The sequence below is a fragment of the Mycobacterium sp. GA-1285 genome, from assembly GCF_001499905.1.
Taxonomy (GTDB): domain Bacteria; phylum Actinomycetota; class Actinomycetes; order Mycobacteriales; family Mycobacteriaceae; genus Mycobacterium.
In genome coordinates this window covers 111662-125286 of sequence record NZ_LQIS01000001.1, presented here as the reverse complement: position 1 = coordinate 125286, position 13625 = coordinate 111662, and the positions used below count along the sequence as shown (strand labels likewise).

The 13625-nt window shown below is 67.4% G+C and carries 13 protein-coding genes; 10 read left to right on the top strand and 3 right to left on the bottom strand.

What is annotated here, in order from left to right:
• Nucleotides 1-6 precede the first annotated feature (6 nt).
• Both AU193_RS00600 and AU193_RS00595 read right to left on the bottom strand, forming a co-directional pair.
• Complete coding sequence (locus AU193_RS00600; protein WP_064420404.1) at nt 7-276, bottom strand: DUF5703 family protein; 270 nt, start codon at nt 274-276, stop codon at nt 7-9.
• Entirely contained in the window at nt 273-1277 is a 1005-nt protein-coding gene (locus AU193_RS00595; protein WP_082682774.1) for a YncE family protein, read from the bottom strand. Before AU193_RS00595 ends, AU193_RS00600 begins: the two co-directional genes overlap by 4 nt.
• Nucleotides 1278-1451: 174 nt before the next feature.
• Between AU193_RS00595 and AU193_RS00590 the strand changes: the two genes are divergently transcribed.
• Genes AU193_RS00590 through AU193_RS00555 form a run of 8 tightly spaced genes read left to right on the top strand, consistent with a single transcriptional unit; the run spans nt 1452 to nt 7784 of the window.
• Nucleotides 1452-1763, top strand: coding sequence for a hypothetical protein (locus tag AU193_RS00590; protein WP_064420402.1), 312 nt, complete (start codon nt 1452-1454; stop codon nt 1761-1763).
• 44 nt (nt 1764-1807) lie between these two features.
• Nucleotides 1808-2638: an undecaprenyl-diphosphate phosphatase gene (locus AU193_RS00585; protein ID WP_064420626.1), complete on the top strand. Its 831-nt coding sequence runs from the start codon at nt 1808-1810 to the stop codon at nt 2636-2638.
• Nucleotides 2635-3351, top strand: a complete 717-nt coding sequence (locus AU193_RS00580) for a histidine phosphatase family protein (protein WP_064420401.1) — start codon at nt 2635-2637, stop codon at nt 3349-3351. The genes AU193_RS00585 and AU193_RS00580 overlap by 4 nt, the downstream gene beginning before the upstream one ends.
• Nucleotides 3352-3397: 46 nt before the next feature.
• Nucleotides 3398-3985 carry a DUF3090 domain-containing protein gene (locus AU193_RS00575; protein WP_064420400.1) on the top strand — a complete coding sequence of 196 codons (588 nt, stop codon included), beginning with the start codon at nt 3398-3400 and terminating at the stop codon, nt 3983-3985.
• Nucleotides 3969-4802, top strand: coding sequence for an SCO1664 family protein (locus AU193_RS00570; protein WP_156425067.1), 834 nt, complete (start codon nt 3969-3971; stop codon nt 4800-4802). Before AU193_RS00575 ends, AU193_RS00570 begins: the two co-directional genes overlap by 17 nt.
• A 4-nt stretch (nt 4803-4806) precedes the next feature.
• Nucleotides 4807-5586 (top strand): 3'(2'),5'-bisphosphate nucleotidase CysQ, encoded by a 780-nt coding sequence (locus AU193_RS00565; protein ID WP_064420398.1) that lies wholly within the window; start codon nt 4807-4809, stop codon nt 5584-5586.
• A 58-nt stretch (nt 5587-5644) separates the two neighbouring features.
• Nucleotides 5645-6883 (top strand): cysteine--1-D-myo-inosityl 2-amino-2-deoxy-alpha-D-glucopyranoside ligase, encoded by a 1239-nt coding sequence (gene mshC, locus AU193_RS00560; RefSeq protein ID WP_064420397.1) that lies wholly within the window; start codon nt 5645-5647, stop codon nt 6881-6883.
• A gap of 22 nt (nt 6884-6905) precedes the next feature.
• A complete protein-coding gene (locus tag AU193_RS00555) occupies nt 6906-7784 on the top strand; it encodes an SDR family oxidoreductase (RefSeq protein WP_064420396.1) in 879 nt (292 codons plus the stop codon).
• A gap of 101 nt (nt 7785-7885) precedes the next feature.
• On the opposite strand, the gene AU193_RS00550 is transcribed toward AU193_RS00555, so the two are convergent.
• Nucleotides 7886-8776 carry a PAC2 family protein gene (locus AU193_RS00550; protein WP_064420395.1) on the bottom strand — a complete coding sequence of 297 codons (891 nt, stop codon included), beginning with the start codon at nt 8774-8776 and terminating at the stop codon, nt 7886-7888.
• Between the two features lie 363 nt (nt 8777-9139).
• Here AU193_RS00550 and metH point away from each other — a divergent pair, with 363 nt between their 5' ends.
• Together metH and AU193_RS00540 are read left to right on the top strand one after the other, a co-directional pair.
• Nucleotides 9140-12898, top strand: a complete 3759-nt coding sequence (gene metH, locus AU193_RS00545) for a methionine synthase (RefSeq protein WP_064420394.1) — start codon at nt 9140-9142, stop codon at nt 12896-12898.
• Between the two features lie 12 nt (nt 12899-12910).
• The gene (locus tag AU193_RS00540; protein ID WP_064420625.1) at nt 12911-13594 is read left to right on the top strand and encodes an HAD family phosphatase; all 684 of its coding nucleotides are present in this window, start codon (nt 12911-12913) and stop codon (nt 13592-13594) included.
• Nucleotides 13595-13625 lie beyond the last annotated feature (31 nt).

Here is a 13625-nt window from a genome sequence, read left to right as displayed (position 1 = left end):
ACGCGATCACTGTGCGGGCTGCTCGGGGGTGTTCGCCCGGCCGGCCGCGGTCTTCTTGCGCCGCAACAACACTCGCCGCGAACCGTCCGTGTACAGCCGCACGCGGGTGAGTTCCCAACCGCGGTACTCGGCCTCGATCGACAACCGGGTCGAGGCGCTGACACGCGTGACATCCGGCGGGAGCCGCAGCGGAATCCATTCGTAGTCGTCCGAGGGGTCGGCCTGGACGACGTCCTCCCAAGCCGCCGGCATCCGTCCGCGGTGAATCGCGCTCATTCGTGGGCTCTCGCCGCGTCGACGATCACCTGCACACCCGCTCCCGATTCGGACACCACATACAGCGTGCCAGAGGATTCGTCGAATGCCAGGGAGTTCGGTTGCCGCACGGTTCGATATCGCACCTTCTCGACGGGGATGCCGGTGGCCAGATCGTAACCAACGACCTCGTTCGCCGCTGTTCGCGACACCCACGCCAACGTCGAAGACCCGGCGAGGCCGTACGGGGCGTCGCGCACCGGATACCGCTGACGCAGGATCAGCGGGTCGGTGCCGAATACCAGCAGTCCGTCGCCGCGGGTGTCGGCCACAAGCACCCGGCCGGCCGGATCGGCGACCATCGTCGTCGCACCCTCACCCGCGCGTAGCGCCTGTGCCTGCTCGTCACCGCGCTCGGTCAACGCTGTCACCGAGGTCTGGGCGCGATCCAGTACCACGGCCGTATTCCCCTGTGTGACAAGCTCATCCACGCGGGCGAAGATCTTCAGTTCAGCGGCGACGGTCGTGTCCGAGCCCATCGTGTAGACGGCGCCGTCGGCGCTGCCGAGCACCAGCCGGCCGTCAGCCCGCCGTGCGATCGCGGTGAACTCAGTGTCCGGCCGGCCCTCGACCTCGACCCTGGTGGCGGCGCGGCCGGCCAGGTCGATCCGGTGGTAACCGCCGCGCGTCGCCGCGTAGACATGGCCCTCGCCGTCGCCGGTCACCGCGGTGGCAGGGCTGGGCAGCGACACCGTCGCAGCATCTTCGCCCGCCCTGGAAAACACCGTGACCTGCGATCGGCCCGCCGGGTCCGTCGTCAGCACCGCCAACGAGCCGCTCGCCGCGTCGACGATCGCCGCCTGCGGATCCCCGGCCAACGGCCGCACCGCGCCGTCCGGTCGGCCGGCGACCGGCGGGGACACCGCGGCCTGCGCGGGAGCGATGGTGGCCGGCGCGTCGGAACCCCCCGACGAGCAGCCCCCGACCAGGACAAGCGCCGGAACGATAGCCAGTGCCGCCACAGTCCGGTGAAGCGGCTGATTCGGTGCGTTTACAAGCGGCGGCAAGGGGTAGCTCTCGATCGTGCTTACGGGAAATCGACTGGATCGCCAGTCTAGGCAGACTGCTGCACGTCGGCTTTCATCCGCTCTCCGTGGCTTACCAATTAGCGGCCACGTCAGCGGTATGGTGCGATCATGACCCTCGCAGCGGACCGAGCAGTGGGTGCCCGGGAGTTTGTGATCGAGGATATGACGACGGGTCTGCACGCCAGTGGCTTCGGCCAGGTGGGCGACGGCCGCAGTTTCTCGTTCCACGTCGAGCGTCAGATGCTGGTCGTCGAGATCTACCGCCCGCGGTTGGCGGGGCCGGTCCCGCACGAGGAGGACGTTGTCGCGGTGTCGAGCCGCAAGCTCACCGACATCGACCTCACCGACCGGCGCAGCGTGGGCGCGGCGGTGCGTGATCTCGTCGCCTCCGCAGAGCCCGTGGCGCGGACCGGTCGCTAACACCCGCTCACGGTACGGTCGTCGTCGTGACGGACGTGCCGGCGATGTCGTGGGTGCAGGTGGTCGTCCTCGCGATAGTGCAGGGGCTGACCGAGTTCCTGCCCGTATCGTCCTCAGGACATCTGGCGATCACCTCGCGTGTGTTCTTCGCCGACGATGCCGGGGCGTCGTTCACCGCCGTCACCCAGCTCGGCACCGAATTCGCGGTCCTGCTCTACTTCGCCAAGGACATCGCGCGCATCGTCAAGGCTTGGTTCAACGGGTTGTTCGTCACCGCGCACCGCAACGCCGACTACTGGCTGGGCTGGTACGTGATCGTCGGAACCATTCCCATCGCCGTGCTCGGGCTGCTGCTCAAGGACCAGATCCGCACCGGGGCACGCAATCTCTGGGCCATCGCGATCGCGCTGATCGTGTTCTCGGCCGTCATCGCCGCCGCCGAGTACTTCGGCCGCCAGGCTCGCACCGTCGAACAACTCACGTGGAAAGACAGCATCATCGTTGGCCTCGCGCAGTGCCTGGCCCTGCTGCCGGGTGTGTCCCGCTCCGGGGCGACGATCAGTGCGGGGCTCTTCCTCGGCCTCAACCGCGAGGTGGCCGCCCGGTTCGGCTTCCTTCTCGCCATCCCCGCGGTGTTCGCCTCGGGGTTGTTCTCGCTGCCCGACGCATTCCACCCCGTCGGCGAAGGGATGAGCGCCAGTGGCCCGCAGCTGTTCGTGGCCACGGTGATCGCGTTCGTCGTCGGTTTCGCGGCGGTGGCCTGGTTCCTGCGGTTCCTGGTCAGGCACAGCATGTACTGGTTCGTCGGGTATCGCGTCATGCTGGGCACCGTGGTGCTGATCTTGTTGGGGACGGGTGTGGTGGCAGCGACGTGACGGTGATCCTGCTGCGGCACGGCCGCTCGACCTCCAACACCGCGCACACGCTCGCGGGCCGATCCGACGGCGTCGACCTCGACGACAAGGGACGCGAACAGGCGCAGGCGGTGGCGACGCGCATCGGATCACTGCCGATCCGCGCAATCGTGCGTTCGCCGCTGCTGCGGTGCGAACGAACGGTGGAACCGTTGGCCGCGGCGCTGGGCCTGACACCGGTCGTCGACGACCGGATCTCGGAGGTCGACTACGGGGCCTGGACCGGGCGCAAGATCGCCGACCTGGTCAAGGAGCCGCTGTGGGCGGTGGTGCAGCAGCACCCGAGCGCCGCGGTGTTTCCGGACGGGGAAGGGCTCGCCCAAGTGCAGGCCCGCGCGGTGGCCGCGGTGCGCGAGCACGACCGTCGACTCGCCGAGGAGTCCGAGGGCGACGCACTGTGGGTCGCGTGTACGCATGGCGATGTGATCAAGGCGATCGTCGCCGATGCGCTCGGAACCCACCTCGACAGTTTTCAGCGGATCACCGCCGACCCGGCGTCGATGAGCGTGATCCGCTACACGTCGGTGCGGCCGTTCGTGATCCACGTCAACCACACCGGTGACCAACTCACGTCCGGCCTGTTGCCCAAACCGCCCGAGAGCGACGCCCAAGACGGCCCTCCTGACGGAGAGGTGCCGCCGCAGGATGCCGTCATCGGCGGGTCGACCGGCTAGTCGCAATTACGGCTGACGAGCCCGAACCGGTATTTTGGGAAGTGCCATGGCCCGCGCAATCCACGTTTTCCGCACACCCGACCGATTCGTGGCCGGGACCATCGGCCAACCCGGCAACCGCACGTTCTACTTGCAGGCCGTTCATGACAAGCGCGTCGTATCGGTGGTGCTGGAGAAGCAGCAGGTTGCCGTGCTCGCCGAGCGGATCGCCGCATTGCTGCTCGAGATCAATCGCCGGTTCGGAACGCCGATCCCGCCCGACACCGGTGAGGTCGAGGATCTCAGCCCGCTGATCACGCCGGTCGACGCGGAGTTCCGCGTGGGCACGATGGGACTGGGCTGGGATTCCGAGGCGCAGACGGTCGTCGTCGAACTCCTCGCGGTGTCGGAGACCGAGTTCGACGCGTCGGTCGTGCTCGACGACGCGGAGGAGGGCCCCGACGCGGTCCGTGTGTTCCTGACACCGGAATCCGCACGCGAATTCGCGACGCGCTCGAACCGGGTCATCTCGGCAGGCCGCCCGCCCTGTCCTCTGTGCGACGAACCGTTGGACCCCGAGGGTCACATCTGCGTGCGCACGAACGGCTATCGGCGCGGCGCCTTCGCCGAGTCCGACGATGACATCGACATCTGACTGCGGGGCCGGTGCGGTCCGCGAAGAGGTGTTGCGGTGCGGCGAGCTGACCGTCATCGGGCGCATCCGGTCGGCCAGCAACGCGACCTTCCTGTGCGAGGCGAATCTCGGTCAGCACCAGGTGCATTGCGTCTACAAACCGGTGGCGGGCGAGGCGCCGCTGTGGGACTTCCCCGACGGCACGCTGGCCGGCCGTGAGCGGGGGGCGTATCTGGTGTCGGCCGCGTTGGGGTGGAACATCGTGCCCTACACCATCATTCGCAAAGGACCCGCGGGTGAGGGCATGGTGCAACTGTGGGTGGACCAGCCCGGCGATGAAGGCGACGACGAACGACCGACAGGTCCGGAACTGGTGGATCTGCTTCCGGCGGGCCGCATTCCGCCAGGATTTCTACCGATTCTTAATGCCTACGACTACGCGGGTGACGAGGTCACCCTTGTGCACGCCGACGACGACCGGTTACGTCGGATGGCGGTGTTCGACGTGCTGGTCAACAACGCCGACCGCAAGGGCGGCCACATCCTGTCCGGCGTCGACGGCTGCGTGTACGGCGTCGACCACGGGGTCACCCTGCATGTCGAGGACAAGCTACGCACCGTGCTGTGGGGCTGGGCCGGTAAACCCGTCGACGACCAGACGCTGGAATCGGTGGCGACGCTGCGCGATCAGCTGCGAAACGGGTTGGCCGACGACCTGTGCACCCTGGTCACGGAGCGGGAGATCGCCGCGTTGCTCTCCAGAACCGTTGCGCTGCTCACCGATCCGGTGATGCCTTCACCCGATCGGCGCCGCCCGATCCCGTGGCCGGCGTTCTGACCTGATGAGCCTGACCGATGCGGCGCTGGCCGCCGAGGTGGCCGCTGAGGCGGGCGAGATGCTGTTGAAGGTCCGCGACCAAGTGGGCTTTTACGACCCCTACGACCTCGGCGACACAGGGGACACGCTGGCCAACAGGCTGATCCTCGATCGGTTGCGCGCCCTACGGCCTGACGACGCGGTGCTCTCCGAAGAGGCCGTCGACGATCTATCGCGCGTCACCGCCGACCGGGTGTGGATTGTCGACCCGGTCGACGGCACCCATGAGTTCTCCATGCCGCGCCGGACCGACTGGGCGGTGCACATCGCACTGTGGCGACGCGACGGCGGCCCGAACGGACGCATCACCGACGCCGCCGTAGCGCTTCCCGCCCGCAACGAGATCTACCGCACCGACACCGTCACCCCGCCGCCACCGCGCGCCGAAGGTCCCATCCTCATCACGGCGAGCGCCAACCGCCCGCCGCCGGTGCTGTGGTGGCTGCGCGAACGGATGGACATCCAGCTGGTGCGGATCGGCTCCGCCGGCGCCAAGGCTATGGCGGTGGTGCGCGGTGACGTAGACGCCTATCTGCATGCCGGTGGTCAGTGGGAGTGGGATTCGGCCGCCCCCGCCGGAGTGGTGCAGGCCGCGGGTCTTCACGCATCGCGCATCGACGGCTCCGAGCTGGTCTACAACCGGCGCGACCCCTACCTGCCCGACCTGCTAATGTGCCGGCCGGAACTCAAGGAGGTGCTGCTCGAGGAGATCCTGTCGGCATATCGGAACCGCTGGAGAAACTGAACCGGGAATGCAACGGCCGCCCGCGATGTCGGTGAGGTCGATGCCTAAAGTCGAGACTATGCATTCGTGGCCGGCTCCCGTCGTACCGGCGTTGCCGGGCCGCGGGCCGCAGCTGCGGCTCTACGACAGCGCCGACCGTCAGGTCCGTCCCGTCACTGCGGGCAATACGGCCACCATGTACGTCTGCGGCGTCACACCCTACGACGCGACCCACCTCGGCCACGCCGCCACCTACCTCGCGTTCGATCTCGTGCACCGCGTCTGGCTGGACGCCGGACACCGGGTGCACTACGTGCAGAACATCACCGACATCGACGACCCGCTGTTCGAACGCGCCCAGCGCGACGGCGTGGACTGGCGCGAGCTCGCCGACCGCGAGACCCAGTTGTTCCGCGAGGACATGGCCGCGCTGCGGGTGCTGCCGCCGCACGACTACGTCGCCGCCACCGAGGCCATCGCCGAGGTCATCGAGGTCGTGGAAAAGCTGCTGGCGTCCGGCGCCGCCTACATCGTCGAGGACGCTGAGTATCCCGACGTGTACTTCCGCGCCGACGCCACTGCGCAATTCGGTTACGAATCCGGCTACGACCGAGACACCATGCGTCGGCTGTTCGCCGAACGCGGCGGCGACCCAGAGCGACCCGGCAAGGGCGATGAACTCGATGCGCTGCTGTGGCAGGCCCAACGGCCGGGGGAGCCGAGTTGGCCGTCGCCGTTCGGGCCGGGCCGTCCCGGATGGCACGTGGAATGCGCGGCCATCGCACTGAGCCGCATCGGCACCGACCTCGACATTCAGGGCGGCGGCAGCGACCTGATCTTCCCGCACCACGAGTTCTCCGCCGCCCACGCCGAATCCGTCACCGGTGAGCGGAGATTCGCGCGTCACTACGTGCACGCCGGCATGATCGGCTGGGACGGCCACAAGATGAGCAAGAGCCGGGGGAACCTGGTGCTGGTCTCACGGTTACGCGCCGACGGCGTCGATCCCGCGGCGATCCGGCTCGGGCTGTTCGCCGGCCATTACCGTGACGATCGGTACTGGAGTGACGCGGTGCTCGCCGAGGCGGCCGAGCGGCTGGCCCGCTGGCGCGCGGCCGTCGCGCTGCCCGGCGCGCCGGATGCAACCGACGTGGTGAACCGGGTTCGTCGCTACCTCGCCGACGATCTCGACACCCCCAAAACGCTTGCCGCCCTGGATGGTTGGAGCACCGACGCACTGAGCTACGGCGGCCACGACCCGGAGGCGGGACACGCGGTGGCGACCGCCGTCGACGCCCTGTTGGGCATTCAGCTGTAGAACGGCGAGTACGTTGTCGCTCATGGCTTCTGTGAACGGCAAAGTCGTCCTGATCACCGGCGGGGCGAACGGTATCGGCGAAGAGGTGGCGCGCCGCTTGCACGACAAGGGCGCGAAGTTGGTGTTGACCGACCTGGACGGGGACCGGCTGGCCCGGGTCGCGGCGCGGTTCGGCAATGAGGGCGTGGTCACGGCAGTCGCCGACGTGCGCGATCTGGCCGCGATGGAAGCGGCCGTCGCCAAGGGTGTCGAGCGGTTCGGTGGGATCGACATCGTGATGGCCAACGCGGGCATCGCGACCTACGGGTCAGTGCTACAGGTCGACCCGGAGGCGTTCCGGACGCTGATCGACGTCAACGTCGTCGGCGTGTTCAACACCGTACGGGCCGCGCTGCCCTCGGTGATCGACCGCCGCGGCTACGTACTGATCGTGTCCTCGGCGGCCGCCTACGCGGCAACGGCCGGTATGGCGCCGTACGACGCCTCCAAGGCCGCGGTCGAGCACTTCGCCAACGCGTTGCGCCTCGAGGTGGCCCACCACGGCGTCGACGTCGGATCGGCGCACATGCTCTGGATCGACACCCCGCTCGTGCGGGAGAGCCAGTCGGATCTGCCGAGCGCCCGCGCGATGCTCGACACCTTGCCGGGACCGCTGGGCAAGACCACGTCGGTGCGCGAGTGCGGAGAGCTGTTCGTCAAGGGCATCGAGCAGCGCAAACGGCAGATCAACTGCCCGCGGTTCGTCGGCCTGATGCGCTGGCTCAAGCCGGTGCTGGCGTCACGCCTGGGGGACCGCGCCACGCTGAAGTCGGTGCCCGAGCTGTTGCCGAAGATGGACGCCGAAGTCGCGGCGCTGGGCCGCTCGATGAGCGCGCGCACCGAAGCGCTGGAAAAGCGGTAGCACCCCTCCTGTGAACCCCATGCCGCGAGCGGCCGTGTCTGCACGGCGGCACGCCGCCGATCCCTGTACAAATGCGGTCGCTCGCGCGGAGGGAGAGACCCCTAGCCCCTGAAGCCGGGACCGCGGCGGCGCAGATAGCGCTCGAACTCGGCGGCCAGCGCGTCGCCGTCGATCTTGCCGAGCGCCTCGGTCATGTCGACCTCGGCATCGCCGCGTTCCTCCAGCGACTGCACGTACTCGGCGATCTCGTCGTCCTCGGCGGTCATCTCCGAAACCGCCTGTTCCCACTCTTCGGCCGCGGTGGGCAGGTCGGCCAGCGGCACCTCGATGTCGAGCACGTCTTCGACGCGGCGCAGCAGGGCAACCGTCGCCTTCGGGTTCGGCGGCTGGGAAACGTAGTGCGGGACCGCGGCCCAGAACGTCACCGCGGGGATACCCGCCTGCACGCACGCGTCCTGGAACACGCCGGCGATGCCTGTGGGGCCTTCGTACCGCGTCTCCTCGAGCCCGAAGAACGCGGCGGAGTCCGACGAGTAGGCCGCGCCCGACACCGGCACCGGCCGGGTATGCGGCGTATCGGCCAGGAGGGCGCCGAGGATGACGACGGTCTGCACGTTGAGCTTGTCGGCGATCGCCAACAACTCCGAGCAGAACGTGCGCCAGCGCATATTGGGCTCGACGCCGTGCATCAACACGATGTCACGGTCGGCACCCGGCGGACGGCAGTGCGAAATCCGCATCGACGGCCACAACAGTTCCCGCGTGACCCCGTCGACCTGCCTGATCACCGGCCGGTTCACCTGGTAGTCGTAGTAGGCCTCGTCGTCGATCTCGACGATCGTCTCGGCTTCCCAGATGGCATCGAGGTGCTCCACCGCATCGCTGGCGGCATCACCCGCGTCGTTCCAGCCCTCGAACGCCGCGACGACGATCGTGTCGGTCAGTTCCGGCAGGTCGGGCGGTCTGAAACCGCTCGCATCCGACAAGGTCACAAGGCCAGCGTAAGCCCTCTGAGGCGGGGAGGAGCGCCATCGCCACACGTGCTGAGTTGATGCGCCGACTACCCTGGTTTCGTGGCTGATGTGCAGGATCCAACCGAGACGAAATTCGCTCGGCGGCAGTCTGGTTAACCGAGGTGTCGACGACAGTGCCGACAAGATCCGCCAGCCCTCGCTCATGGGTGCGCGTCGCAGTGCGGACCGGTTCGACCGCCGCGACCACGTGGGCGTCCGAAAATCGATTGGGTGACAACGTAGACTTTGCCTGTCGAGAGGCGTTGCAACGGATTCCGGTCTTCACCGTCATCCGCCACGCTCGGCAGACTCAAGGACGCCTTCCTAAGGGAAGGAGCGCGCATGACCGCGGTTGAGTCGACCACCTTCACGCCGAACGTCCGCCCCGACTGCACGGACGAGCTGACGGCGACCCTGCGCCGGCGGATCATGGTGATCGACGGCGCGATGGGCACGGCGATCCAGCGGGACCGGCCGGACGAGGCCGGGTACCGCGGTGAGCGGTTCAAGGACTGGCCGAGCGACGTTCAAGGCAACAATGACCTGCTCAACCTGACCCAGCCGCAGATCATCGAGGCGATTCACCGCGAATACCTCGACGCCGGCGCCGACATCATCGAGACCAACACGTTCAACGCGAACGCGATCTCGCTGTCGGACTACGGCATGGAGGAGTTCAGCTACGAACTGAACTACACCGGTGCAGCCCTCGCACGGAAGGCCTGCGACGAGGTCGGCACCCCGGACAGGCCCCGCTACGTCGCCGGAGCGCTGGGGCCCACCACGCGGACCGCCTCAATCTCGCCGGACGTCAACGATCCCGGCGCCCGCAACGTCACCTACGACCAGCTGGTCGCCGCCTACCTGGAAGCTGCCACCGGTCTGGTCGACGGCGGCGCCGACATCATCCTCGTCGAGACGATCTTCGACACGCTGAACGCCAAGGCCGCCGTGTTCGCGCTCGAGACGCTGTTCGAAGACCGCGGGCGCCGCTGGCCCGTCGTCATCTCGGGCACCATCACCGACGCATCGGGGCGGACGCTGTCCGGACAGGTCACCGAGGCATTCTGGAACTCGGTCAGGCACGCCAAGCCGCTCGCGGTCGGCCTCAACTGCGCGCTGGGCGCGCCGGAGATGAGGCCCTACATCGCCGAAATCTCTCGAATCGCAGACACATTCGTGTCGTGTTACCCGAACGCCGGGCTGCCCAACGCGTTCGCCGAGTACGACGAAACCCCCGAGCGCCAGGCCGGCTACGTCGCCGACTTCGCCGAGGCGGGCTTCGTCAACCTGGTCGGTGGGTGCTGCGGAACCACACCGGCGCACATCGCCAAGATCGCCGAGGCCGTCGAGGGCAAGCCACCGCGAAAGGTGCCCCAGATCCCGGTGGCCACCCGGCTCTCGGGCCTGGAACCGCTCAACATCGACGACGACACCCTGTTCGTCAACATCGGTGAGCGCACCAACATCACCGGCTCGGCCCGGTTCCGCAACCTCATCAAGGCCGAGGATTACGACACCGCGCTGTCGGTGGCCCTGCAGCAGGTCGAGGTCGGCGCGCAGGTCATCGACATCAACATGGACGAGGGCATGATCGACGGCGTCGCCGCGATGGACCGGTTCACCAGGCTGATCGCGTCCGAACCCGACATCAGCCGCGTGCCGGTGATGATCGATTCCTCCAAGTGGGAGGTCATCGAGGCGGGCCTGAAGAACGTGCAGGGCAAGCCGATCGTCAACTCGATCTCGCTCAAGGAGGGCGAGGAGAAGTTCGTCCACGAGGCACGGCTGTGCCGCAAATACGGCGCGGCCGTTGTCGTGATGGCCTTCGACGAGCAGGGGCAGGCTGACAACCTGGAGCGCCGCAAAGAGATCTGCGGTCGCGCCTACCGGATCCTGACCGAAGAGGTCGGGTTCCCCGCCGAGGACATCATCTTCGACCCGAACTGCTTCGCGCTGGCCACCGGCATCGAAGAGCACGCCACCTATGGCATCGACTTCATCGAAGCCTGCGCGTGGATCAAGGAGAACCTGCCCGGGGTGCACCTCTCGGGCGGCATCTCGAACGTGTCGTTCTCGTTCCGCGGCAACAACCCGGTCCGCGAGGCCATCCATGCGGTGTTTCTGTTCCACGCCATCAAGGCCGGCCTGGACATGGGCATCGTCAATGCCGGTGCGCTGGTGCCCTACGACTCGATCGATCCGGAGTTGCGGGAGCGCATCGAGGACGTGGTGCTCAACCGTCGCGCCGACGCCGCCGAGCGCCTGTTGGAGATCGCCGAACGGTTCAACAGCACCGAGAAGTCGGAGGATCCGACCGCCGCCGAGTGGCGATCCCTGCCGGTCCGCGAGCGGATCACGCACGCCCTGGTCAAGGGCATCGACGCCCACGTCGAGGAGGACACCGAGGAACTGCGGGTCGAGATCGCCGAGGCGGGAGGGCGACCGATCGAGGTGATCGAGGGCCCGCTGATGGACGGTATGAACGTCGTCGGCGACCTGTTCGGGTCGGGCAAGATGTTTTTGCCCCAGGTCGTGAAGTCAGCCCGGGTGATGAAGAAGGCCGTCGCCTACCTGCTGCCGTTCATCGAGGCGGAGAAGGAGGAGGCCGGTACCACCGGATCCAAAGACACCAACGGCACCATCGTGATGGCGACCGTCAAGGGAGACGTCCACGACATCGGCAAGAACATCGTCGGGGTTGTGTTGCAGTGCAACAACTTCGAAGTGATCGACCTCGGGGTGATGGTGCCCGCCCAGAAAATTCTGGATGCGGTGAAGGAGCACAACGCCGACATCGTCGGGCTGTCCGGCCTGATCACCCCGTCGTTGGACGAGATGGCCAACTTCGCCGTCGAGATGGAACGCGAAGGCCTGCAGATCCCGCTGCTGATCGGCGGTGCGACCACCTCGCGCGCCCACACGGCGGTGAAGATCGCGCCGCGCCGCAGCGGTCCGGTGGTGTGGGTCAAGGACGCGTCCCGCTCGGTCCCGGTGGCCGCCGCGCTGCTCGACGACAAGCAGCGGGCTGGGCTGCTGGAGGCCACCGAAAAGGACTACGCATCCCTGCGTGATCGGCACGCCCAGAAGAACGACCGGCCGATGCTGACGCTGGAGAAGGCCCGCGCGAACCGGACGCCGATCGAATGGGACGGCTACACGCCACCGGTGCCGGCTCAGGGCCTCGGCGTGCGTGAGTTCGGTGACTACGACCTCGCCGAGCTGCGCGAGTACATCGACTGGCAGCCGTTCTTCAACGCCTGGGAGATGAAGGGCCGATTCCCAGACATCCTCAACAACCCCGCCACGGGGGAGGCGGCCCGCAAGCTGTACGACGACGCCCAGGAGATGCTCGACACGCTGATCAAGGAGAAGTGGCTGACGGCCAACGGCGTGATCGGATTCTTCCCGGCCAACGCGGTCGGCTTGAATGCCGAAGACGTCGAGGTCTACACCGACGACACCCGAACCGAGGTGCTGACCACGCTGCACAACCTGCGCCAGCAGGGCGAGCACCGAGACGGCATCCCGAACCGGTCGCTCGGCGACTTCGTGGCCCCCAAGGAAACGGGTCTCCGAGATTACGTCGGCGCGTTCGCCGTCACCGCGGGGCTCGGCAGCCAGGACAAGATCATGGAGTTCAAGGCGGCGCTCGACGACTACAGCGCGATCCTGTTGGAGTCGGTCGCCGACCGGCTCGCCGAGGCGTTCGCCGAACGGATGCACCAACGGGTCCGCAAGGAGTTCTGGGGATACCAGCCCGATGAGCAGCTGGACAACGATGCGCTCATCGGCGAGAAGTACGTGGGTATCCGACCGGCCCCCGGCTATCCGGCCTGCCCGGAGCACACCGAGAAGGTGACGCTGTTCGAGCTGCTGGACGTGACGAAGCGCACCGGCATCGAGCTGACCGATTCGATGGCGATGTGGCCGGGCGCCGCGGTCAGCGGCTGGTACTTCTCGCACCCGCAGTCGCAGTACTTCGTGGTGGGCCGGTTGGCTCAGGACCAGGTTGCGGACTACGCCAGGCGCAAAGGTTGGACGCTGGCCGAAGCCGAGCGCTGGCTGGCGCCCAACCTCGGCTACAACCCGGAGGACTGAATGGGGGAGGCGCTGTGCGCCGTCCTCTTCGACATGGACGGCACCCTCGTCGATTCCGAGAAGCTCTGGGATATCTCGCTGGCGGCGCTGTACACCGATCTCGGTGGTGATCTGACCCCACAGGTGCGCGAGGCGCTGGTCGGCGGCTCCGCCGAGGACACCATTCGGACGGTGTACACCGACCTCGGCCTCGAGCACGATCCGCGAGCCATGGCCGAATCGAGCCGATGGCTGCACGACTACACCGCAGAACTGTTCGACAACGGTCTGCCATGGTGCGACGGGGCACAGGAGTTGCTGGAAGAGCTTGCCGCAGAGAGTATTGCGGTCGCACTCGTGACGAATACTCTGCGCGCATTGACCGAAAGGGCATTGGAAAGTATTGGCTTGCATTATTTTTCGGTGACGGTTTGCGCCGACGAGGTGGCTAGCGGCAAACCCGCGCCCGACGTGTATGAGCGTGCGGCGGCGCTTCTGAGACTCGATCCGGCGGCGTGTCTGGCGGTCGAGGACTCGGTCACCGGCACGGCGGCCGCCGAGGCTGCCGGATGCCCGGTGCTGGTGGTGCTCAACGACGTAGCGGTACCCACCGGGCCGCGCCGACGGCAGGTTTCCTCGCTCGCCGGATTGCGTGTCTCGGACCTTCGCCGGGTCCATTCCGAACTGGTGACGAGGCCCGGAGAACGGACCGCCTGACAACCGGTGCTGTGATTGAATGTGACGTCCA